Origin of the sequence: Neptunomonas japonica JAMM 1380 (genome assembly GCF_016592555.1) — a bacterium.
Classification (GTDB): Bacteria; Pseudomonadota; Gammaproteobacteria; order Pseudomonadales; family Balneatricaceae; genus Neptunomonas; species Neptunomonas japonica_A.
This window is the reverse complement of sequence record NZ_AP014546.1, coordinates 870,757-894,979: the sequence shown is the minus strand read 5'-3', so window position 1 is coordinate 894,979 and position 24,223 is coordinate 870,757. Positions and strand designations below refer to the sequence as shown.

Genomic DNA, 24,223 nt, shown 5'->3' with positions numbered 1-24,223 from the left:
TATATCTGTATCAAGCCGTAATATCGAGTTCACGCTCAAGAAATGCATTAAACATTAACAAAGTCCAAATAATCACACTGTAGTCGCGTGCTCCACTTTGATGCTGTTTTATCACTTGTTCGATAAACTCCATATTAAAAAGACCACTCTGGCGTATGGTATCGCCGAGCAAACTTTCATTTACCTTCTCTTTTAATGGGCCTCTAAACCACTTAGCAAGAGGTACACCAAACCCCATCTTGGCTCGATACAGCACGTCATTAGGCAAGTATGGCTCCAGAGATTTTTTCAGTGCGTACTTCCCCTCTTGCCCTTTTAACTTGAGGTTTGATGGTAAGCCTGAAACCCACTCAATAAATTTATGATCTAATAGCGGAACTCGAACCTCAAGCGCATGTGCCATACTTGCTCGATCCACCTTAGTAAGAATGTCACCAACTAGGTAGGTTTTCATATCCAGATATTGAATGAGTGACAACGGGTCCTGTGTAGGTGCTTTTGCCACATACTCATTAAAGACTTCTATCGACTGGTATCCTTTTAGAGCCGTTTTTAACTTATCACTAAACAACTGGTCACGCTGCTCTTCTGATAACAAAGAAACAGTATGCAAATACGCTTCGACGGAGCTTCTTGCCAAACCTTGAAAAGTTGTTTTTGCTCTAAATACGCGTGGCGCCCAATCTGCTTTAGGGTAAAGCTTGCCTAACAAGCCAAATATTGGCTTTCTAACACTCAACGGTATAGCCGCTCTTAGCTTTTCTTCATTCATGTGCCAGCGATAACGACGATAACCGGCAAAGTTTTCATCACCACCATCACCGGATAAAGCTACAGTGACCTGCTTTTTCGCAAGTTGGCATACACGGTAAGTAGGTATAGCCGAACTATCTGCATAAGGTTCATCGTATAGGTCAGCCAATGTATCTAGTAGGTCGAAATCATCACTACCAACAAGCCCTTCAAAGTGATCCGTTTTGTATTGATCAGCTACCTGCTTGGCAAACTCGGTTTCGTTAAACTGCTTTACATCAAAACCTATCGCACAGGTATGTACTGGTTTTTCTTGTAACTGCGCCATCATGGCAACAATTGCACTAGAGTCCACACCACCAGATAAGAAAGCCCCTAAAGGAACCTCCGCAACCATACGCACATCAACCGCATCTCTCATACGTTCAATGAGTTCTGCTTTTAAGTTTTCTTCAGAGGTATAATTGACGGGTGTGAACGGTATATCCCAATACTCTTTCGGTTCAATAACACTCGAACCATGCTTAATTAGCAACGTATAACCAGGACGAAGTTTACAAACGCCTTTAAAAATTGTTTTTGGTTCTGGCACATAACCAAACGTGAAATAATCTTCTATAGAAGTAGGGTCAATTTCTCGAGGTAAGTTCTCCAGGGTCTTGAGTGCCTTTAACTCTGAACTAAAAGCAAATGAGCCATCAGGTAACGCTGAATAAAATAAAGGTTTTATTCCCAAACGGTCTCGAGCCAGAAAAAGTGTTTGCTGATTTCTATCCCAGATAGCAAATGCAAACATCCCTCTAAAGCGCTCAACACATGCCTCACCCCACTCTTCCCAAGCATGAACAATCACTTCAGTATCGCAATGTGTCTTAAACTGATGACCACAAGCTTTAAGCTCTTCAGAAAGCTCAGGGAAATTATAGATTTCACCGTTGTATGTAACGACTACAGAACCATCTTCGTTAAATAACGGTTGCTGGCCACTAGAAAGGTCAATTATCGACAAACGACGATGTCCAAAACCTACTCCGGGTTCGATATGGATTCCGCCTTCATCTGGGCCACGATGGAATTGGGTTTCATTCATCCGTGAAATAAGCTCACGCGAGAACTCTCTTTTACCTGCTAAATCGAAAACGCCGACGATTCCACACATCGATTTCTATTATCCTTATCTATTTTTGCTCTAAATGATCTGCTGCTGATTTACTTCAACAACTCATCATAAACTGCTAAGTAATTGGCTACGGTTATATCCCAATGAAATTGCTTCTGCACTTTTGCTAAGCCTGCAGCACCCATTGCGGATAATTTGTCTTTATCATTTACGATATCTAATAAAACACGCGCCAGCTCTTCACTATTACCTACAGGTACTAATGCACCAGTACTCTGATCGTCTACAAGCTCTGGGTTACCACCTACCCGTGTTGCTATAACAGGTAAGCCTGTTGCCATCGCTTCTAATACTGTATTTGATATACCTTCACCTAAAGATGGTAATACAAACATATCCATCGATCTAAGTAGGGCCGGAATATCCTTTCTATCCCCTGCCAACCATACTTTTTTATCTAAACCTAAGTCATGAACCTGCTCTTCTAATGCAGTAAAAAGTGGACCATCTCCGACTATTACTAATCGCAGCTTATCCGAAAGTTCTGAGCCACTTTTAACAAGAATATCGAACGCTTTTAAAAGTGTTTGCTGATCTTTGACTGCAGCAACCCGGCCCACAGTACCGATAATCAAACAATCATTTTCAAACTCAGTTGGTAGCACGCCTATCTTCACGGAGTCATCAAATTGATTAAAGCGTGCTAAATCGACCCCATTGTATAACTGCTCAACTTTCTCACGAGGAATATTTACTGTCGTTAGAAGCCAGCTTTCTAAATCTTGGCTGACTGCTATATAGCGGTGAATCACATAACTCATAACCTTTCTTAAACGGTTATATTTTTTATTCTGTCCATGTAAATCATAGATATCTCTACCATGCTCGCCATGAACACGCTTAACACCTGGTAATAAAAGAGTAAGAGCTTGCATCTCTAACGCTGCAAGATTTCGAGTATGCACTAAATCTGGCTTAAGCTGCCAAAGTAGTTTTTGGAGCCGCCAGTACACACCCAGGTCATGACCTTCACGTTTATGCAGTTCTATTACTTTAACGTCTGGAGCCGTTATCCGTTTCGCAAAATCAGTAGCGTGCGTTAAGCAAATAATGACATGCTTATACCGATCAGGTGGCATGCGATTAATAATATTAACTAAACCATTTTCTAACCCGCCGGTCCCCAAAGCGTAAATAATATGCACAATGAGTGGCGGCTTATTTCTAATACTCATTTCGCGCTAGCCACTTTACTATCGACAGATTTTTCAACATTGGGTAACAAGCCTTTTACAAAGCTTTGCAGTACAACCACCTGATCGGCAGAATCTATATTCTCATCAAACTCCATAGCCACAATGATTTCACCTTCATCTTGGCGACCAAACGTTAATCTATTAAACCCTTCAAGAAGTTTCGCTACATACTTATTAGAAGTGTAACGCTCACCAATTCGATACCATGACCAGATCATTAGCTGTTTATCTTCACCTTTCAACAAGGTTTCTTTAACTTCAATTGTTCTAGTAGAAAGCGTTAGCTGTCTTTTATCATTTCCTACAATTCGCCATTGACTCTGCTCAGGATCAAGCAAAGTATTCTGTGAATTAATTAGCTCAACATTATTGCGCTTCTTAAATAAGTACTGTAAGTAGACCGCTACTTTGAAACCGTCTTTTTCAAAAAACTGTTCAAGTTTCTCAGTTCCTCGGTTTGAGGGCTTCCAAGCCCAGGCAGCTTGATTTGATGAACTCCAATCAGCAACGTCTGCAAGAGTAAGCATCTCTGTAGGCTGGCCTGAAGAATCTTCATTTTGATCTATAACGTATGCCAAAGCTGGCCAAACACCAATTAGGCAAATAGTGAGAACAGCTAACGGCAAAACCTTACTAAAACCGTATTCCTTCGTGCTTGCGGATATTGAGGGCTCAATATGCACCGTGCTATCAACATCATCTCTGAACCGAGCACCAATGGTAATCATTATAAAAATAACAATGCCGAAGAACACCCAGCCATAAACTAGATGATCAACACCTGTCGCAATCGTCATATCACTAACATGCCCAAGCATGACAATAATATATGCCCTTAGGCCATTGGCGATAATCGGAACGATTATCGAAACAATAATAAATATAAAGCGCTTCTTTGCACTGGTATAAGTTAAATAAGAATACAAACATCCCAAAGTAACCGAAGCAATCAAATACCTGATACCACTGCAAGCCTCAACTACCGACCAGTTCCCTGAAGGCAGTGTGAAAAACAGCCCTTCTCTATAAACAGGAATACCTGTTAGCCTTATCAGCCCGATCGTAAAATCAGCTGTAAACTCCATCATCCCTGGCACCAAATCTTCGCCGAAAGGAACCATGAATATTAAGAATGCCAACGGAAATGCTATAACCCATGTCGTTCTATTTCCAAGTATCGCCCATACACCAGCGACAAATGCAGCTACCCACGCAAGTTGTTGCACAACAAGTGCATCAACGAGGTAGCCAAAAAGCCATAAAAAGCCGACAGCAAAGAGTACTGCCATACCTTGCCAAGAAGGTTTGGGAGTCATCACTTTCAGATGTGTTCTCTTTTCCCAAACCAACCAAATAGAGATAGGCAATATTAGAAAAGCATGTGTAAATGTTTCTGAACGGCTCCAAATAGACACCATAGACTCAACGGTGTCATAAAAAAAGACTGTCAGTAATAAAAGGTAAACAACAACTATAGGCAAGAAGTAACGCCATGACGAACGTGTTGATATAGTCATGCTATCGTTTGCGGCACTTGTCATACGTGCTTCTCCTGCTGAACCTTATTTAGCAGCTCTCTTACTATAGGGAGACTCTCACTCCAATTAAAATCTTTTTTTACCGTCCGTCTCGCCGCTAGACCAATATCATTGTAACTATTATCAAGTAATGCGCTGGTAACGCTTACATACTCTTTTGCCGTATTGGCAATCAGCACGTCGACACCATGCTGAGCATTTATGCCTTCAAGTCCCATATCACTAACGATAACAGGCCTTTGCATAGACATAGCTTCTAATACTTTGTTTTGTACACCACGAGCTATTCTCATCGGAGCGATGCAAACATACGCATGATGAATATAAGGCCTAATATCTTCTACACGCCCCGTAACGACAACGCCTTCTAACGAGCCTAACTGCATAACCTTGTCGCTGGGCTTACTGCCGACTATATAAAAACAAAATCGTGTATCTAATTTTCTGATTTCTGGTAACACATCACTGACAAACCAACAAACAGCATCAATATTGGGCCAATAATCCATTGCCCCTGTAAAAACGATTGGAAGTGAATCTTGCTCATATGGAAGGGGGTAATCTTCAGACGGAGAGAAATACTCACTATCAACGCCATTATTGTAATATCCAACTTTGTGAGCATCGCTTGGCATTTTCTTCTTAAACATTTCGGCTTCAGGAGAAGATACGAACAAACTAGCGTCAAAGTTTTCTACTGCAAATTTTTCATACTGTAATAGAGTCTTAGCTTCTCTGCGATATACCCAACTCAAAGGCCAAGACTTCATACTGGAGTACTGCAGCCATTTATCTGAATCAATATCGACAATATCAATTATTTTCTTATCTAAGTTCAGTTTAGGGTCGCTTAAAAACTGCGCCATTACTGAAGATACTGCCATAGCCTTTGTAATATCATGATCAGCGATTACTGAACGTACCCATTCCTGCAATTCATTACTTTGGTAATAAGGCACTGATAACGCCTCTCCTGTAATGAAACCTTTCATACACTTTACCTTGGCGCGTAATGGGTTTAACTCTAAAAATTTACAGTCTTCACAAATAGCTTCGACATCTTTAACGTACTGCCAGTCCATTGGGTCATCAACAAAAGCGCCCAAGTAGACTCTATAGTGGCTGGCTAAAAACTTTAATAGATGAAATGCACGAATCTTATCTCCTTTATTAGGCGGATACGGAATTCGGTGACATAACAGTAATAGCGCAGGCTTCATTAACCTAAGCTCCTAGACAATAAAGGACCGAGCTTATTTGCTATTGGTACTGGTAATTTTTTCCATGCGTCAATGAACAATTTATACTTAGGGTTATTCGGGTTTACTTCTGGAATGGAGGTCGCCTTTACAAGGTAGTATTCATAGTGCAACAGCTCCGGCTCAAAGCCCCACCCTTTTTTAAATAGAAAAGGACCCGTTCCTTCTTTACTTCGCCCAAAATCAAACAGCCTCACGCCCTCATCACTAGCACGTCGCATTAACTCCCAGTACATGAAATCATGCGCTTTATGAGTCTTAGCTGAGTCGTAGCTACCTGCATAATAAGGTAAAACCTGGTCTTTAAAATAAAAGCTCATCAAACCAGCAACATCTTCGCCGTCATGAGTAATCATGAGTACTCGGCAATCCTCTTTAAAAACCTCTCGAAGAACACGAAAGTACTTTGCGGAGAATACTGGCGTGCCTAGATTTCGAACACTTTCCGCATAAGTATTATAAACACGCTCCCAACCATCATCAGCCTCACTTGAGAGCCCGGCTTTAATACCTTGGCGAATCATAGCTCGGCGTTTTCTAGGAATACTCAGCATATTCGCTTCGTTATCGCCTGTGATCTCTTTGCGAAACGTATAGTAAAGCGATTTACTCGGCCAATCTTGTCCCGAAGGGCTCGTATTTCGCAACTCTAGTGCATCTACTTTTAAATCATCAGCAAGACTCGATGCAGCATTAATTAAACGAATAGCTACTTCATCACTATCAGCAACCAATCCCCCGTAAACACAAAAAGGAAGTGATACTAAATTATTACCAAACAACATACTTTTAACATGAGCTAGAGGTAAAATCCCCTCGACAACGCCGTCTCTTTCTGCAAATAGAAAGTGAGTGCTATGTCCAAATGCTTTTTCAAGGACCTCTTTCCAGCCAGCCCGATGAAAAAAGGTGGATTGATCACTTTTTTCAACATATGCATCCCATTTTGCAATGTCTTTGCTTTGTAGTGCCAAGACCTCGAGACTCATAGGTACTCCGTTACTTTTCTTGCAGAAAGCGTTTATACATTCTGCATATATAATTTAAGAATTTATAAAGATCACACTTACCAATTAACGAAGCTTAGTATGATCCAAAAATATTTCATCCATACGACCCCAGCGAAAGTCCTGCAACAGGTCCTCCAATCGGCCATGCATCTTGTTTAAATTAAGATAATGTCTGAATTTTGTTTTAAAGGAGAGCCCATCAATTTTAGGCTGATAAGGATCAATCTCCCATGGATGAAAATAAAAGTTACAAGGCATATTTTCATCTTGATTAACTTGCTTCAGTGCCCAGCGTGTAAACGCATATGGAAATAAGCGAAACCACCCCCCGCCACCGCAATTTATATTCCTGTTAAAAACCGGAACGGTAGTGACAGGAATTTCAAGCAAACGACCTTGCGCTACTTCAAAGGCAAATCGTGAGGCATCAGGCATACCGTAGTGGTCATGCTTTATTGGAACAATACTAGAGCTGTATAAGTGCCCTTCATCAGCAAGAATATCTAACGCCCAAAGGTTTTTTTCACATATGGAGTAGCTGGGCGCTCTATAGCCCTTTATTACATGCCCAGAAACATCTTCTAGCATAGACTTAGCACGACTTATATCTTGGCGAAACTCACTCTTGCTTTGGTTAGTAGCACGCTGATGATCCCATCCATGGCTTGCTAGCTCATGGCCTTGCTCTACAATACGGTGAATCATCGTTGGATAACGCTCTGCAAGCCAACCCAACGTAAAAAAAGTAGCTTTAACATTATGTGAAGCAAACAAGGCCAAAATACGATCTGTATTTTCTTCTACTCTACTAGAATGACTAGCCCAGTCATCACGCGAAATATTTTTTTCAAAAGCCGACACCTGAAAATAATCTTCTACATCAACTGTCATTGCATTTACAATTGACCCTACCGTTTCAGACATTTTTTCACTCATAACATTAGCCTTAGGGTTAGCATTTAACTTAGCTCGCACAACAAAAGCAGCTCATCCAAGCCACTTCACAATGAATGCCCGACAAGCAAACTAATCATATATATTGAGGTGCTATAAACTTGTTGTAAAAGATAACTGCAGGCGGTTTTCTTGGTAATCATTCGTAAGGTCGTCTGACTCCCTATCAATAAAACGATAAGTCAATTTTAAGCGACTATCCTTGCCTAGCTTACGAGCCAGCCCAGCACTATATTCAGATGTAATAGCGTCCTCATCACCGTCACGCTGCTGTCGACTTAAAACATAACCTAGATCAACATCCAGAACACTAGATAAGCGTCGACTTGCTGAAGCATTATACTTCTCCAACGTTTCATCAGTACGGCCACTCTCAAACTTCTGAATAGAATGACTAGCACCAACCGTTAACGAACTGCGCTTACCTGTTAAAGTATAAGACAATTGAAATTTTTCATTAACAAAAACACCATCGGCAATATTAAATGTCGAATTGGTCAGAGGTAACGGATCTCCAGTAATCGGATCAATTGCTTGCCCAGCGGCATTAGTTGTATTAAAAGCGCTCTGCTCACTCAACAACGATGCCGAATCTGTAAGCTCTCGAGAATAGCTTGCAGAGAAAAGGCTCCTGCGGCTACGATGAGTAAAATCTAAAGTGGGCGTACTACCAAAAAATCGATCGCCATAGCCTATATTCAAAGAAGTTCGGCTGCTTGGTGTCCAGATAGCAGATACATCCCATCGAACCCCGTCATTATCACTTCTCTGAGTATCAAATTCGTTCCATTCAAACCCGGTCGATCCACGAACTTGCCAAGAACGGTTAAACTTATAACCTAAACTCGCATCTGTTGATAACAACTCACTACTTGAATCACCACCTGAATCTTTATAGTTAAGAGTTCCACCCCATGTTAACTGGGTAAAATCCGTACCATTATCTAAGCTTAAGACAAAAGCCTGACTGCTACTATCACCAACATCATTATCACTGTTTAACTGATAGTTATATGTGTAACGACCGGTAAGCTCAGCAACTCCTTTGTAGCGTTGCGTGAAATGCGGGCTTAATTGGTAGTTATATGTATTAGTCGTGTTATCGGTGTCACTTAGTCGGTCCGTACCACTAGGGCGAAAGGCATCAATAGTATTTTGCGTAATATTTGCCGATGCATCAACAAACAAAAAGTCTTCTAATATCTCAACATCCCCGTCTGCACCTAAACGCGGATTAAATGAGCTTGAAGCACCACTACTATTATTAACTTCCAAAGAAGCATTTAACGTAAGGTTAGCTCGTCCCCCTTTCCCCTGAAGAGAAAGGTTGGGCGTTATCGTGGTTATCAGCTCACTTTTCTGCTGATCATGTGAAAGGTCAGCATTATCGGTATAAATTTCACTTAGGGTTACCGACTTAGTTGATGTCCAATCAGCCGCACTAGCGCTAACCGAAACAGCTCCACCAAGCAGCGCACCGAGCGCCAATACGTTATTCAGTTTGCGAGACATTATTCAACAATCCTTTATTTCACCGCAACAGTTTGGTTTTCACCTTGTCTTCCACCATAACCATAACCATAACCATAACCATAACCCCCAGCTGTTTGCCGCTGAGATTTATTTAGCACCATACCAACAATGCTATCGCTACTGAGATGCTGTAAAGCTTCAACAACCGCTTCTTGGGATGTCTGTTCAGCAGCAACAATAAAAGCAATCTGCCCCATAAAGTTTGATAAAACCCTAGCTTCCGTTGTTAATAACAAAGGAGGAGAATCAAACACAATGACTCGATCAGAATAGCGTCGTGATATCTCTAGCATCAATGAACGCATATTCTCACTGGCTAATAGTTCGGTTGAGCGCTGATGCAAATTACCCGCTGGCAAAATGCGCAGATTGGGAATATTAGACTTAAGAACTACGTCTTTAAATTTAACACCCTTATTTTCCAAAAGATCAATCAGACCTGGCGCCTCATCAGGAACACCTAGTAATTCACCTGCCGCTGCTTTAGAAACATCAGCATCAACAAAAAGAACTGATTTATCCTGCTCCATTGCGATACTCATTGCTAAGTTAATAGCAGAGAACGTTTTACCTTCCCCAGAAAGTGCACTCGCAACCATCACTAGATTTGCATGCTCTACTTGAGCGGCCCCCTCTCCCTCAATATTAAGAAGAAGTGGACGCTTAATAGCACGATACTCTTCTGCTATTGGAGTCCTTGGTGCATTAGGAGTCACCATACCCAGCGCACTTAAACGCGCCAGTGGTATGTGAATAATGCTATCCGCTATGGCTGGCTCTATATTTGCTTCCTTTAAATGCTTCTTTTCTTCATGTGGAGCAGATTTTTTTTCTAAAGTTGCAGCTATCGGCGCCTGATTAAGAGGAGTCTCACTCTTTTCAACGCTTGCCTTAGGGTCTAGCTTTTGTATAGCTCTTTCTATAATACTCATACAAATACCATCCTTAGATAACCATCAACCCCAGCCACAAGAAAATCCATCCCATGAAATACAGAAATACCTATATAAACTGCAAACAAACACGCAACCAGAGAAAAGAAAGCAAGATTATTCCTAAGCGCCTTCCTCTTTAATACAGGTGAATCAAGCATTTTCACTGTTCCTAGCACAGGAAGACCAGTAACCTGAGCCAAGGTTGCTCGATTACTAATCACTGGACGAAACAGGGATATCAACAAAGCCATACCCAAACCACCACCGAGTGCCAACACTAGTACGGCTGCATTCATTAATGTTTTGTTGGGCTCATTAGGGCGCTGCGGAACAAACGGAGGATCTATCACACGAAACTTCACGTCATTTGCTTGCTGCCCAACGTTTTCCGATATCAGCGCAGACTCTCTTCGACTCAATAACGTTTTATGCTGCTGTGAGATAACATCGTAATCGCGGTCTAGCTGCTGGAGCTCACCTTCGATTAAAGGAATATTATCAACTTTTTGAGCAAGCTCTTTCACTCGTCTCTGATATTCCTCAACACGCGTTGTAAGCTCTGCTTCAGAAGCCTCTGTTTCAGCTAGCATACTTCGCATCTGCTGATAAACAGGGCTGTCTAGCAAGCCAGAAAACTGATCAGGTAGCGATGCCTTTACCTTAGCTTCCTCTGCTCGCTTTTGAGATTTCAAAGCAGCAATCATGTCATTTGTCTGCTGAACATCAGGGTGTTTTTTTGTATATTTCAACAACAGCCCATCTAGAGAGCCCTCTAATGCCAAAATACGGCCTTCTAAAGCTCTAATTTCAGGAGAGTTTTCGACTTGGCTTGATAAGAAAACAGGCTCTTCACCTTCAATCTGACGTTTCAACTCATCACGACGTGTTCCTAGCTCCCGGAGCTGCAGCTGGGCTATTTCCAATTTATTGGTTTCACCCTCTAAACGCTTGTAATACCCCCCTGTCTCTCCAGGAAGTATTCCAACATTGCGCTGCTTAAAGTCCGCCAAGCGCTTCTCAGCATCGACAAGACGCTGCTCATAATCAGCAATTTGACGGTCTAAGAACTCTTGAGCCCCAGAACTATCCTTACGCTTATCACCTAAGGCACTTTCAACAAAAACGGTAATCAACGATTGAACTACTTTTTTCGCCGTATCACGATTTTCATGCTTAAAAGAGATCGAATACAAGGATGCATTTCGCCTGTCGCCAGCAAGCGTTATTGAACCAAGAATCTCATCGAGCAACTTATCCTTGTCCGATTCATTTCTTATATATAGGTCCATATCGGCCATACGCATAAGCTTTTCAAGATTCGGACGACTCAACAGCGTCCGGCTCATAAGGGCGATACGCTGATCAACATCGGGCTGAATAGCCAACCCCCGCAGCAACGGTCTTAGTATGGTGTTTGTATCTACATTCACTCTTGCTGTCGCCAAATATTTCTCTGGGGTGAGTGAAACAAACACCCACCCACTAATAGCCACAAGCCAGATAACAAGAAGTCCAATCCAGCGAAAACGCCAGACACCCCAAATATATTCAGAAAGCTGATTTAAAATGTCACGCATAAGTTATAGCACGCCAAGTAATTATTAAAACTAGAACCACGCTTCAGGGATAATCACTATATCGCCCGGCTTCAATGCCAAGTTAGCGGTTATATCTCCATCCTTCAGAAGGCTATCAAGCCTTAAACCATAAGTGCTCTGTTCACCTTCGAAGCTTCTTACTAAGACAGCTTTGTTGCCATCGGCAAACTCAGTCAATCCACCAACCTCAATCATAAGATCAAGAAGTGTCATGTGCTTGCTATAAGGGATTTTAAGAGGTTTAGCGCCTTCCCCAACAACTCTAATTTGCTGAGTAGGTATGGAGATAAAGTCATCGATGATTACAGTAACCACAGGGTTCTTAATATATTCTGAATATATGGTTTCGATTTCTCTAGCCAGCTCAGTCGACGTCTTACCGCTTGCCTCTAAGTCTTCAACTAAACGAGTTGTAATCTTTCCGTCTGGGCGAACAGGTACAGTTGTCGAAAGCTCAGCGTTACCCCAGACAAAAATTTGAACATCATCTCCCGCACCAATAACATAGTTATAGTCGGGCTGCTCATATCGCGACTCTTCAGAAACGGGGGGGTATGAATTATTACTAGCACAACCTGACATCATTCCTACGAATGACGCTGTAATCAACACCAAAAATTTTTTTGATATTTTCCCTGGAAAAATAAGCATCTACAGCTCTCCTCACATCTAAATTAGAAACGCAATCATTAACCTACGCGCTTTAATACAACTAAATTTAGCATAATCTCCTAACATTACGAATAACATCAGTCGATTAAATCATTTACCCCTACTAAATTATCAAGAACGTACCTCTTAACTTCTTTTATTTTTTTCATTTAAAACAAAAAAAATAATTATACCCCTTTAAAATAAGTACTGCAGAGAACATTTCAAACAAACTCATCTAAACAAGTCAAACAAATTCGAAACAACCCCATCCGCACCCATTTCAACAACACCCTTCCCATGATTATACCCATACGAAACTAAAACAACGGGACACCCAGCAGACCTTGCCGCTAAAAAGTCACTAACAGAGTCCCCAACCATTAACGCTTGTTCTGGGCGCACTTTGTATTCACTTAAAACAGTATTCAAAGGCAGAGGGTCCGGCTTTTTCACACTCAGAGAATCACCACCCAACACTAAAGAAAAAAATGAATCAATATCTAAGCTAGACAACAGCGGACCAACGAAAGCGATAGGCTTATTAGTCACTATAACCATTGGCACATCTAGTTCTTGAAAACTACTTAACACTTCCCGAACACCTAAGTACAAACAACTTTTCTCAGCAAGGCAATCTTCATAGCTCGCCATAAAATGTGAAAAAGCCTGCTCATACATAGCATCAGACCATTCTGACACAACATACCTTAACGCCCGCTCAACAAGTTTCTGAGCGCCATTGCCAACCCACAACCGCACGTCAGCTTCTTCCACCGAACAAAGCTCAAGACTATTAAACGCACTATTAATGGCCGAAGTCAGGTCTGGAACGCTATCAACTAGCGTCCCATCCAAATCAAACATTACCAGCCGAGGAAGCTCTCCATCAAACAGATTTTTAACTAGCAATTAAGGCCACCAGCTTTCGCTAGTTCGACACGCATTGCCGCTATGGTTTCCTCGTAATTATCGGTATTAAAAATAGCCGAACCTGCCACAAAGGTATCAGCGCCTGCCGCTGCTATTTCTGCAATATTAGCTACACCAACCCCTCCATCCACTTCTAGACGAATATCTTGACCACTTTCATCAATTAGTTTTCGAACATCTCTTAGTTTATCCAATGTACCTGGGATAAAGGACTGGCCACCAAAACCAGGGTTAACCGACATCAGCAAAATCATATCCACTTTATCCATCACATAATCAAGATAATGCAAAGGAGTCGCTGGATTAAACACCAATCCCGACTTACATCCACCATCACGAATCATCTGCAAGGATCGATCTATATGCTCAGATGCCTCTGGATGAAATGTTATGTAAGTAGCCCCTGCCGCTATAAAATCAGCAATCATTCGATCAACCGGCTTCACCATCAAATGCACATCAATAGGCGCTGTTATACCGTGATTTCTTAAAGCTTTACATACCATAGGACCAATCGTTAAGTTTGGAACGTAATGATTATCCATCACATCAAAATGAACGATATCAGCACCAGCTTTCAAAACATTCTCAACCTCTTCACCCAGGCGAGCAAAGTCTGCAGACAAGATTGAAGGGGCTATTTTAAAATCGGACATAATATTCACTTTCCATCACAGTATTTAAGAAGCACCATTGTACCCAAGCAGAATCATATAAACAGCGCCAGACTTGCAGGATAGTTATTTTTCCCGATAATCAGCATATGAAAACTAAAACTCACAAGATTTATTATATTTTTATTTCGACCTTATGCTTAATTATCAGCTACAGCCAATCGTCATGGGCACAAGAAGACCAAAAACCAGTATTAGCAGAAGAAACAACCAACGATTCAAGCCTCACACCATCAACGCAAAAAAAATCGATACCGAGAAGCGAACCCAATCCTCTAAACTCACTACTAACCGACCTATCTCAGTTACAACAAGACGCAGACTCCGAAATCATTCAACTTGGCTCTGGCGAAAATGAGTTTCATGCTTTTTACAAAGAAAGCAGCTCAGCCATAATACATGGTGGCGCCATTATTTTTCCTGATGATAGAACGCACCCCAACTGGCCAATTGTTACCAATCCTCTTAGAATCGGTTTAAGTAACTATGGATGGGCGACTCTTGCTCTTTCTCTCCCACAAACAGCGACAAACGCAAATCCAATAAGAACACTACCGTCACTAAAAATCATCAGAGATAGGTCAGTAGCTGATGAGATAGATCCTCCCGTTACTCCGTCAGAAAACATGGCGCAAAGCATCCAAGAAGCAACACCAAAAACCGACCATTCTCCTGAAAACTATAAACTTATTATGCAACGTGGCGCAGCAGCCATCCAAGCATTGCAACAAAAAAGCATTAAGCGCTTCGTAATAATTGGCGTAGGTACAGGAGCAACCTGGGCAACAGCGCTTGCAGACAACCTACAAGATCAAGCCGATATAAAATTACTCATTATTAATGCCCAGCAATCTCAAGACGTTAGCGCGCCCATACTTCTGGACTTAATCCCTAAATTAAAAACAATCAGCTTAGACATTTATAGCGCGCCCCCAGGACACACAATAAAACCCTATAAAGACGCCTCTAAACTACGAATCGAAACGGCACGCAGACACAACTTAAGTAACTACCACCAAAGCCGCCTCCCACAAATAACCAACCAGCTATCAGGACAAGAATGGTTGCTTCGCTATACTCGCGGACTTCTAACAAGCTACATTATCAAAGCTGAAAAACAAATCATTAACATCCCGCCAAAACCAGCCCCTAGCATCAACCAACAACCCGGCGCTACTCGCCCCCCAAAACAGAACCCTATCTAGAGTCAATTTTTACGAGCCGTTTTAATACGATCGTACGCAGCTTGAATTTCCTGAGTTTTTTCTTTTGCAAGCTGCATCATTTCCGGAGGTAACCCTTTTGCTACCAATTTATCAGGATGATGCTGGCTCATTAATCGACGATAAGCCTTTTTAATATCAGCTTCAGAATCACTATCTTTAACACCGAGCACACCATACGCTTCTTTTAACAACCCCTGCTCAGACGCTTTCTGAAAATGCTGATGCTGTCGATAGCTTTGCTGCTGAAAAGCTTGCTGCGCTTGCATTCGAGACATGAGAGCAGCCATTTCAACACCAGACATACGCAAAAGCGTACAAACCTCTTGCACCACAGCCAGCTCAGCAGGCTCCATCTGCCCATCTGCCATCGCAACTTGCAGCTGAATTTCAACAAACATAATTTTTACAGACGCTTGTGATTGAATAACACGAGACAGCGGCCTTAACACATCAGCAATATCAAACGCGGCATCCTTCCCTTCGGAAAAATACTCCATAGCCTCACGTCTTCGCTCTTCAGACAGGTTCATTCGCGCCATGACATCACGCGCAAACTGTATTTCTTCCTCTGTTACACGACCGTCTGCTTTAGCCACTTTTCCCATCACAGCAAATGTTGCTCTAAAAAAAGCTGCTTGAGGAGAAGCACCTCCAGTCAACGCTTTAACAACAGCCTTACTTAACACTCCTCCAACAACACCACCAAAAACCAGCCCCCAAAAACCTCCGCTTAACAACCCCACTACAGCGCCGATTATTATTCCGTTACGATATTTTAAAATTGATGCGCCAAAGTTTTGTCCTACTGACTGCGGGTCAAATGCCATTTCATCTGCTCTCTTTTATATAATTTTCAGCTTGCTCTAATCGCTCATGAGTACCAACATCAATCCAAGCGCCATGATAAACCGATCCACTAACGCTTCCTTTAGCAATTGCGGATTTCAACAATGGGCCCAAAGAAAAAGCACCGATGCCACAATCAACAAAGAGCTTAGATGTTAATACACTTATACCTGAAAAAGTTTGCTTATCGCCTTGCATACTCAGTAAGCCATCTGGCTTACAAGAAAAGTCTCCTTCTAAATTGTGCTCTGGGTTATCCACTAGTATCAAGTGAGCAACATCAGGTGTTAATTGCTGCAACAAAGAAAAATCAAAATCCGACAAGATATCCCCGTTAACAACAACAAATGCTTCACCATCACCCGAAAGGTGATCCAACACTTGAAAAATCCCACCTCCCGTTTCTAGCGGTTCCGCCTCTGCAGAATAAGAAATACTAACGCCCCACCGTGAACCGTCACCCAATGCAGCTTCAATCTTCTCACCCAACCATGCATGATTAATTACAATATCTGTAAAACCAGCCCTAGAGAGATTCTCTATATGATATTCAATTAATGCCTTCCCATTAACCAACACCAAAGGCTTAGGAGTTGTTAACGTCAAAGGGCGCAACCTAGTTCCAAGGCCCGCTGCCAATATCATCGCTTTCATAGAGACACATCATCAAAATGGCGAACAGCGCGCATAGCAGGCACTACTTTCAAGTCGATTATTTCTTTAAATAAGCTTAGCTCTGGATACTTACCACAAACAGCAATTATATATTTCAAGGTTCTCGGTATATCCCGCAAATAACTATGCTTATCATCACGGATGCTTAGGCGAGCAAAAATCCCGATGGCTTTTAAATGCCTTTGCATTCCCATTAAATCAAACCAACGCTCAAAAGAAGCTATAGAAACATCATCAGACAACTGTCCTTTTACAATAAGCCCAGCACGAAACTGCTCAACCCACGCATAAACTTCATCATCAGGCCAGCTTATATAACAATCACGAAACAGCGATACAAGATCGTAAGTTATCGGGCCTTTAACAGCATCTTGAAAATCAATAATCCCTGGCGCATCTTCGGATGTAACCATCAAGTTACGTGAGTGAAAATCACGATGTACACAAACAAGCGGCTGCTCCAGAGCACTGCGCTCTAAAGACTCAAATGACACTCGAAGACCACCTCTATCGAAAGAGGTTAAGTCAACATCCAACAACCTTTCTAAGAACCACTCGGAAAATAGAGACATCTCTCTCTGTAACATAGCGCCATCATAATGAGGAAGAGAGTCCTTTTCACATTGCTGAATCTTAAATAACTCATCAACAGCGCATCGATACAGCTGCTCAGAACCAACTTCAAGTAAAGCTGGCAAATACAAACGATCACCAAAATCACTCAGCAGCATAAAACCTTGCTTCAAATCAACACTAATTACTTTAGGTACATGAACACCCTGCCGACGCCAAGCTTCAGCAATTTCTACAAAAGCTTTACTATTCTCATGTTCAGGTGGCGCATCAACAGCAATCCACGAGTTCCCATTAGAGCTAACTCGAAAATACCGCCTAAAGCTCGCATCACCAGAAACAGGCTGCAACTCCCAGCCGTCATCGATATCCACTTCCAGAGAAGCCCTTAATTCTTCAATCCACTCTAATAAAGCAGATAACCGTTGGCCCATTGTGCTGATTCCTCTGGTACATCATCGTTTGAATGTTTATTATTCCAGACTTTGCCAGTTACACAAATGAATAAAGAGTCTATCGCTAAATATACTGGCCGTTTATCCGTTAATGGAACTTCTGGAATGTCTTTTTTCAAACACACTTCGCACAAACTCAGCATTGCTATAACAACGGCGCTTTTAGCACAACATCAGCCCGCTTTAGCAAATCAAGACGGATGGAACTGCCGTCAGGAAAATGGCAGCTGGGATTGTTCAAGTACCCTTCCGCAGGAAGCCAAACAAGTACCGCCCAACAAAATACTACCTACGTTAATTTCCGAAAAGACAAAAACTCCAGCGGCTTACCCCGACCAATTAACGACCACAAAAAACAAGCCAGCAACATTTTACCCAAAGATTGATACTAAAAGAGCTTTGCCGACTAAAACAACACCCGCCGTTTTATCAGCAACCGAGCCGAAACCTCAAGCCAATGCAAAAGAAAGCAAGACGCCAACAAAGTCGCAGGAAAACCATCCAGAAACCTCTGCAACTTCTTCACAAACTGACGCATCATACGCTCACTTAGGTTGGTATCCTTACCTTAATACCGAAGATACACCTAGCCATTGTAGCGGTCGCTATATTGAACCAGAACTCCCAGAAGATGATGGAACCCCCTTCAACCTCAAACCCATTATCGCTAATGCATCAGAGGCCCACACTGAACTTGGTCAAGGCACCGCGCTTTCCGGTAGCGTAAAAATTATTCAAGGTTCTCGCAGCCTCTTTAGCAACTCAGCAACTATCAATAAGGAAACAGGGCTCATCAACCTAACAGGTGGAGCCACATACAGAGAACCTGGGTTATTATTTACGGGGAAAAGCGCTCAAGCCAACACATCAACTAAAATAACAACATTAGACGATGCTCAGTACGTATTATACAAAAACAGCATCCGTGGTTCAGTCGCGCAAATATCCCGCAATGAAGACAAAACCATCAGCATTAAAGAAGGCACTTACACCCAATGCCCGCCGACTTCAGACACCTGGGAAGTTTCTGCTAAAAAAATAAAGATAGACCAAGACAAAGGCTTTGGCTTAGCTGAAAGTGCAACCTTGCGTTTATCTGGCGTTCCCGTGCTATACGTACCTTATTTCCGTTTTCCCATTGATGACAGACGGCAATCCGGATTTTTATACCCATCCATTCGCTACACAGAGTCAGAAGGGCTAAATATTGACACGCCTTACTATTTCAACATAGCCGCGAACATGGATGACACCCTTACTCCCCGCTTCTTTGAAAAGCGCGGACTCCTGTTAGAAAATGAATTCAGATATATGAATACCTTTTCGACAAATACCCTTAACACCTCCTACTTAGCAGGTGATAATCTAACCGATAAGAACAGATGGTTACTGGGTATACGCCACACAGGCACCCCTGCAGAAAACTGGAGAAGTGACATAAATTATCTCCATGTTAGTGATAATGACTATTTTGACGATTTAGGCACCAAATTAAGCGTTTCAGAGGAAGTTCACCTAAACCGCAGTGGAGCACTAACTTACTATGGAAATCAGTGGAAATCAGAGCTGTTATTGCAAAGCTACCAAACTATTGATGATAACATTACCCCTTACCGTCGCCTCCCACAGATACAAATCTCTGGAACACCCACGCTTAATCAAAAGTGGTTAACAGCTAGCTACTTCGCACAGCTCACACAATTTGATAGAGATTTAACAGGATTAACAGGGCGTGACCGAATTACTGGCACCCGCTTACATATAGAACCAGAACTCACTGCTGCTTTTCGCAATGATAGTGGATACATAAAACCCGGAGTAAAACTTTGGTATTCCCAATACTCTCTTAACAATCAAGTAAATGGGTTAAACGACTCCCCCTCTCTTAGTGTGCCCATTATTAGCATCGATTCAGGTCTATTCTTTGAGCGAGATTTCAAATTATTAAACAATAGTTATCAGCAAACATTGGAACCTCGCCTTTTCGCTTTATACGTACCAGAACACGACCAGTCCGCCTCCCCTGTTTTTGATACCACAACCTACAGCTTTGACTATGCTTCACTTTTTAGGAATAACAGGTTCAGTGGTTACGACCGTATTGGCGATACCAAACAACTATCTCTTGGGCTAACTTCTCGACTCATAGACCCAAAAGGTCGCGAAGCAGTCAGCGCCAGTGTTGGGCAAGCTATTTATTTCGCCGACAGGGCAGTATCGCTTGACAGCACAACGCCAACCGACAGCACGTCAAAATATTCAGATATTGCCACACGAGTAAACTGGCGGCCTAACCAGCGTGTGAATGTCACATTTAATGCCAACTTCAACCATGAAGACATCCGAAATACAGAAAACAACCTAGCAGTCAGGTATCAAGAAGATATTAACCGACTCATCAGCCTCAGCTACCGCTTTTCTGAAGATGTTCGAGAACAAAGCACCACCTCTTTTTTATGGCCTGTCAGTAAAAACTGGTCAACCCTAGGTGTTTGGCAATATGATTGGATGACAAGTGATAATATAGATATCGCTTTCGGCTTGGAGTATGAAAGCTGTTGCTGGAAAACAAGGGTAATTACACGACAATGGTTAAAAGATAATGATGAAAAAGACACCGCCTTATATTTACAGTTTGTCCTTAAAGGACTGGGTAGTGTTGGTAGCAGCGGCGACTCCGATTTCATCGAAAAAATAACTGGTTTTGAACAACGCGAAGAGACAAATGATCAATTCTAACTTTATGAAAATACGTAATTTCAGCCTTACAACTCTGGCTTCAATAATACTGGCTAGTCACTTACACGCAGCTCCCGTTAAGCTGGATAGCGTTGTCGCAATTGTCAATGATGATATCGTTTTAGAGTCTGAGTTCACACAGCGAATTAAAATCATCCGTGATCAACTAACGGCAAGAAACCAGCGCATTCCACCTGATAACATACTGGGACCGCAGGTACTCGATCGCCTAGTGCTTGATAACCTCATGCTGCAATTGGCAAAAAAGCAAGGTATCAAAATTACCGATCGACAGCTTAATGATGCTATCAACAATATTGCCAGTCGCAATGGCATGACACTTGTTCAGTTTAGAGAGGCCCTACTTGCTGAAGGCCAGGACTATACGGCAGCACGTGAGCAGATTCGTAAAGAGATGCTCATCGCGCAAGTTCAACAGAGCAATGTTAGCCGTCGCATCCGCGTCTCAGATTTAGAAATAAAGAATTTCCTTAAGTCGGATGCCGCCACCGCCAATCAAACAGAGTTGTTACTTAGTATCATTTTAATAGGCATCCCAGAGCAGGCATCGGCTGAACAAATCCAAGCAGCTGAGACAAAAGCAAACTCAATCCATCAAACATTGATGGATAATGCTGATTTTGCAGAAATGGCTATCGCCGCTTCCAGTGCTCCAAACGCACTCAATGGCGGCGATTTAGGCTGGAGAAAAAGTACAGAGTTACCTGAAAAACTAGCTGCTATTGTTAGCGACATGAAACCTGGTGATATAAGCGCTCCGGTCAAAGCACCTAGTGGCTTTTACATCACTCAACTCAGGGACAAGCGCGGAGGCAAGGAGCAGCTTGTCAACCAAACCAAAGTGCGCCATATTTTATTAAAACCAAGTGAAATCCGCACGCCAGCACAAACACAAAAACTAATTCAGCGCCTTTACACTCGCATTCAAGACGGTGAATCTTTCTCTGCTTTAGCTAAAGAACTAAGCGACGACCAAGCAAGCGGCTCAGAAGGAGGAGATCTGAATTGGGCTACTCCAGGACAAATGGTACCTGAATTTGAACAAGTGATGGCTCGCACCTCTATTAATGAAGTCAGTGCTCCTTTTGAATCTCGTTTTGGCTGGCATATTCTTGAAGTCCAAGATCGACGCACGCAAGACATGGGCGAAAAACTATTAGAGTCTCAAGCCAAAGCAACCATTAGTAAACGTAAATTTACGGAAGAACTAGGTAACTGGATTCGCGAAATGCGTTCGGCAGCTTACGTTGAGATAAAACAATAATGACATTCTGTAAACGACTCGCCATTACCGCCGGAGAACCAGCGGGTATTGGCCCAGACCTAATCATTCAGATAGCACAAAACTCACACTCTGATGAATTGATTGCCATTTGCGACCCTGAGCTTCTGTATGCACGCGCGCGCCAATTAGACTTACCCATCGTAATCGAAAAGTTTAATGTCGAGGATGATCCATCGCCAACGCAAGCAAGGACCATAAAAGTATTACCTGTTCAATTAAGTAGAACAACTACACCTGGAGAGCTAGACAGCGAAAACGCCAAATATGTTCTGGAAACATTAACACTAGCGGCAAATGGCTGTATGAATGGTCAATTCGATGCGATGGTGACAGCACCGGTCCATAAAGGAATTATTAATGATGCAGGCATCGCTTTCTCAGGCCATACTGAGTTTTTAGAAGAGCTTACTGGCACAAAAAAAGTAGTCATGATGCTTGCAACAGAAGGGTTGAAAGTTGCTCTTGTCACCACTCACATCCCTCTTAGCCAAGTTGCAACAGCAATTACACAACCCTTATTGCATGATGTAATTGAAGTATTACAATACGATCTGGCACATACATTTGGTATAGAAAATCCCAGAATAATCGTGGCAGGTCTCAACCCGCATGCTGGCGAAAGCGGCCATATGGGAAGAGAAGAAATCGATACGATAGAGCCCGTTCTCGAAGAGTTACGCAGTAAAGGCTACCAGTTACAAGGGCCGCTCCCAGCTGACACACTATTCACATCTAAATATTTAGATCAATGCGATACTGTGCTAGCGATGTATCACGATCAAGGCCTACCTGTCTTGAAATACAAAGGCTTCGGCAACGCAGTCAACATTACACTTGGCATGCCGATTATTAGAACATCTGTTGATCATGGCACGGCCTTAGACCTTGCTGGAACAGGTAAAGCAGATACAGGCAGCTTAACGTTAGCTATTCATTATGCGGGCGAGATGTCGCGCAACAAGTCAAAGAGTTTTCATGAGCAATAAACAACCCGCTATGCATAAAGCCCGCAAACGTTTTGGTCAAAACTTTCTACAAGACCAAGGAATTATTAGGCAAATCATTCGATCAATAGCCCCTCACCCTAACGACCACATGGTTGAAATTGGTCCGGGTCTTGGTGCTTTAACAGAAGAAATTCTAGCAGAAGCTGGAGCACTCGATGCTATTGAACTAGATAGAGATTTACCACCTATCCTGCGTACTAAGTTTTTCAGGTACGAAGATAAATTTCAAATTTTCGAAGCTGACGCAATGAAATTTGATTTCAAGAGCTTATGCGACGATGGCCGCCCGCTAAGAATTGTTGGCAACCTACCTTACAATATTTCTACACAGCTAATCTTTCATTTATTAAGCCACTCTGGCGATATTTTAGACATGCACTTCATGCTACAAAAAGAAGTGGTTGACCGATTAGCCGCAAAAACAGGCGAAAACAATTACGGGCGACTGGGCATTATGGCGCAATATTATTGCGATGTTGAACCTTTATTTATTGTTCCCCCAGAAGCTTTTAACCCGGTCCCTAAAGTAGATTCAGCTATTGTGCGGCTAACTCCCCATAAAAAACTTCCTTTTGTAGCTAAAGATCCTGCTTTGCTAAAACAGGTTGTCAAAACCTCTTTCGCTCATCGCCGTAAAACATTGCGTAATAACGTAAAAGAGATTATCAGCACGGAGCAGTTAGAAGCGCTTAATATCGATCCTTCGCTACGTCCAGAACGCTTATCGTTAAAGGACTTTATTACCATTGCTGATTTTTTGACGCCACAAGAGAGATAACAGAGCTTATATGGATCAACTTGACCCCAGCACACAAATAAAAATAGATATTGAGACGCGCTTTCTTCCTCAGCAATCGGACCCAGAATCGCACCGCTTTGTGTTCTCTTACAATATAACTATCACCAATGAATACAGCCAAGCAGTGCAACTACTCAGCCGACGCTGGGTTGTAACTGATGGCAATGAGCATGTACAAGAAATAGAAGGCGAAGGTGTTGTAGGCGAACAGCCATTAATTCAACCTAACAGTAGCTATCAATATACCAGCGGCACTGTTTTAGCCACGCGGGTTGGCAGTATGTTTGGCCACTACACGATGGAAACTGCTGAAGGTGAGCGCTTCAATGCTCCCATCCCAGCATTCACACTAGCACAACCAAACGCCCTACACTGAAGGTCTC

Annotated in this window: 21 protein-coding genes; 6 read left to right on the top strand and 15 right to left on the bottom strand. The window is 42.3% G+C overall.

Annotated features, from left to right (window positions below; translation table 11 throughout):
* Positions 1 to 10 precede the first annotated feature (10 nt).
* The 12 genes from NEJAP_RS04070 to rpe all read right to left on the bottom strand — a co-directional run bounded on the left by NEJAP_RS04070 (position 11) and on the right by rpe (position 14,196).
* Positions 11 to 1,912 (bottom strand): XrtA/PEP-CTERM system amidotransferase, encoded by a 1,902-nt coding sequence (locus NEJAP_RS04070; protein WP_201349418.1) that lies wholly within the window; start codon positions 1,910 to 1,912, stop codon positions 11 to 13.
* A gap of 50 nt (positions 1,913 to 1,962) precedes the next feature.
* On the bottom strand, positions 1,963 to 3,108 hold the full coding sequence (locus NEJAP_RS04065) for a TIGR03088 family PEP-CTERM/XrtA system glycosyltransferase (protein WP_201349417.1): 1,146 nt from the start codon (positions 3,106 to 3,108) through the stop codon (positions 1,963 to 1,965).
* Entirely contained in the window at positions 3,105 to 4,670 is a 1,566-nt protein-coding gene (xrtA, locus tag NEJAP_RS04060; protein ID WP_201349416.1) for an exosortase A, read from the bottom strand. The genes NEJAP_RS04065 and xrtA overlap by 4 nt, the downstream gene beginning before the upstream one ends.
* On the bottom strand, positions 4,667 to 5,887 hold the full coding sequence (locus tag NEJAP_RS04055) for a TIGR03087 family PEP-CTERM/XrtA system glycosyltransferase (protein ID WP_201349415.1): 1,221 nt from the start codon (positions 5,885 to 5,887) through the stop codon (positions 4,667 to 4,669). Before NEJAP_RS04055 ends, xrtA begins: the two co-directional genes overlap by 4 nt.
* Positions 5,887 to 6,915: a FemAB family XrtA/PEP-CTERM system-associated protein gene (locus NEJAP_RS04050; RefSeq protein WP_201349414.1), complete on the bottom strand. Its 1,029-nt coding sequence runs from the start codon at positions 6,913 to 6,915 to the stop codon at positions 5,887 to 5,889. Before NEJAP_RS04050 ends, NEJAP_RS04055 begins: the two co-directional genes overlap by 1 nt.
* An 84-nt stretch (positions 6,916 to 6,999) precedes the next feature.
* The gene (locus NEJAP_RS04045; RefSeq protein ID WP_236591057.1) at positions 7,000 to 7,872 is read right to left on the bottom strand and encodes an XrtA system polysaccharide deacetylase; all 873 of its coding nucleotides are present in this window, start codon (positions 7,870 to 7,872) and stop codon (positions 7,000 to 7,002) included.
* Between the two features lie 111 nt (positions 7,873 to 7,983).
* The gene (locus NEJAP_RS04040; RefSeq protein ID WP_201349413.1) at positions 7,984 to 9,402 is read right to left on the bottom strand and encodes a TIGR03016 family PEP-CTERM system-associated outer membrane protein; all 1,419 of its coding nucleotides are present in this window, start codon (positions 9,400 to 9,402) and stop codon (positions 7,984 to 7,986) included.
* A 14-nt stretch (positions 9,403 to 9,416) separates the two neighbouring features.
* The gene (locus NEJAP_RS04035; protein WP_201349412.1) at positions 9,417 to 10,355 is read right to left on the bottom strand and encodes an XrtA-associated tyrosine autokinase; all 939 of its coding nucleotides are present in this window, start codon (positions 10,353 to 10,355) and stop codon (positions 9,417 to 9,419) included.
* Entirely contained in the window at positions 10,352 to 11,935 is a 1,584-nt protein-coding gene (locus NEJAP_RS04030) for an XrtA system polysaccharide chain length determinant (protein ID WP_201349411.1), read from the bottom strand. Before NEJAP_RS04030 ends, NEJAP_RS04035 begins: the two co-directional genes overlap by 4 nt.
* A 30-nt stretch (positions 11,936 to 11,965) precedes the next feature.
* Positions 11,966 to 12,607 carry an XrtA/PEP-CTERM system exopolysaccharide export protein gene (locus tag NEJAP_RS04025; RefSeq protein ID WP_201349410.1) on the bottom strand — a complete coding sequence of 214 codons (642 nt, stop codon included), beginning with the start codon at positions 12,605 to 12,607 and terminating at the stop codon, positions 11,966 to 11,968.
* A 234-nt stretch (positions 12,608 to 12,841) separates the two neighbouring features.
* Positions 12,842 to 13,519, bottom strand: coding sequence for a phosphoglycolate phosphatase (locus NEJAP_RS04020; RefSeq protein WP_236591056.1), 678 nt, complete (start codon positions 13,517 to 13,519; stop codon positions 12,842 to 12,844).
* Positions 13,513 to 14,196, bottom strand: coding sequence for a ribulose-phosphate 3-epimerase (gene rpe / locus NEJAP_RS04015; RefSeq protein WP_201349409.1), 684 nt, complete (start codon positions 14,194 to 14,196; stop codon positions 13,513 to 13,515). Before rpe ends, NEJAP_RS04020 begins: the two co-directional genes overlap by 7 nt.
* Before the next feature lie 107 nt (positions 14,197 to 14,303).
* Here rpe and NEJAP_RS04010 point away from each other — a divergent pair, with 107 nt between their 5' ends.
* Positions 14,304 to 15,419 carry a DUF3530 family protein gene (locus NEJAP_RS04010; RefSeq protein ID WP_201349408.1) on the top strand — a complete coding sequence of 372 codons (1,116 nt, stop codon included), beginning with the start codon at positions 14,304 to 14,306 and terminating at the stop codon, positions 15,417 to 15,419.
* Positions 15,420 to 15,421: 2 nt separating this feature from the next.
* Here NEJAP_RS04010 and djlA read toward each other — a convergent pair whose 3' ends face one another.
* From djlA to NEJAP_RS03995, 3 genes are read right to left on the bottom strand one after another with little or no spacing between them, the layout of a single operon-like run.
* Positions 15,422 to 16,267 carry a co-chaperone DjlA gene (gene djlA, locus NEJAP_RS04005; protein ID WP_201349407.1) on the bottom strand — a complete coding sequence of 282 codons (846 nt, stop codon included), beginning with the start codon at positions 16,265 to 16,267 and terminating at the stop codon, positions 15,422 to 15,424.
* Between the two features lies 1 nt (position 16,268).
* Positions 16,269 to 16,940, bottom strand: coding sequence for an N-acetylmuramate alpha-1-phosphate uridylyltransferase MurU (gene murU, locus NEJAP_RS04000; protein WP_201349406.1), 672 nt, complete (start codon positions 16,938 to 16,940; stop codon positions 16,269 to 16,271).
* The gene (locus tag NEJAP_RS03995; protein ID WP_201349405.1) at positions 16,937 to 17,968 is read right to left on the bottom strand and encodes an aminoglycoside phosphotransferase family protein; all 1,032 of its coding nucleotides are present in this window, start codon (positions 17,966 to 17,968) and stop codon (positions 16,937 to 16,939) included. Before NEJAP_RS03995 ends, murU begins: the two co-directional genes overlap by 4 nt.
* Before the next feature lie 66 nt (positions 17,969 to 18,034).
* Here NEJAP_RS03995 and NEJAP_RS03990 point away from each other — a divergent pair, with 66 nt between their 5' ends.
* From NEJAP_RS03990 to apaG, 5 genes are read left to right on the top strand one after another with little or no spacing between them, the layout of a single operon-like run.
* A complete protein-coding gene (locus tag NEJAP_RS03990; protein ID WP_201349404.1) occupies positions 18,035 to 20,728 on the top strand; it encodes an LPS-assembly protein LptD in 2,694 nt (897 codons plus the stop codon).
* Positions 20,715 to 22,013: a peptidylprolyl isomerase gene (locus tag NEJAP_RS03985; protein WP_236591055.1), complete on the top strand. Its 1,299-nt coding sequence runs from the start codon at positions 20,715 to 20,717 to the stop codon at positions 22,011 to 22,013. Before NEJAP_RS03990 ends, NEJAP_RS03985 begins: the two co-directional genes overlap by 14 nt.
* Positions 22,013 to 23,020 carry a 4-hydroxythreonine-4-phosphate dehydrogenase PdxA gene (pdxA, locus tag NEJAP_RS03980; protein ID WP_201349403.1) on the top strand — a complete coding sequence of 336 codons (1,008 nt, stop codon included), beginning with the start codon at positions 22,013 to 22,015 and terminating at the stop codon, positions 23,018 to 23,020. The genes NEJAP_RS03985 and pdxA overlap by 1 nt, the downstream gene beginning before the upstream one ends.
* On the top strand, positions 23,010 to 23,819 hold the full coding sequence (gene rsmA, locus NEJAP_RS03975; RefSeq protein ID WP_201349402.1) for a 16S rRNA (adenine(1518)-N(6)/adenine(1519)-N(6))-dimethyltransferase RsmA: 810 nt from the start codon (positions 23,010 to 23,012) through the stop codon (positions 23,817 to 23,819). Before pdxA ends, rsmA begins: the two co-directional genes overlap by 11 nt.
* Before the next feature lie 10 nt (positions 23,820 to 23,829).
* Complete coding sequence (apaG, locus tag NEJAP_RS03970) at positions 23,830 to 24,216, top strand: Co2+/Mg2+ efflux protein ApaG (protein ID WP_201349401.1); 387 nt, start codon at positions 23,830 to 23,832, stop codon at positions 24,214 to 24,216.
* The last annotated feature ends 7 nt before the right edge of the window (positions 24,217 to 24,223 follow it).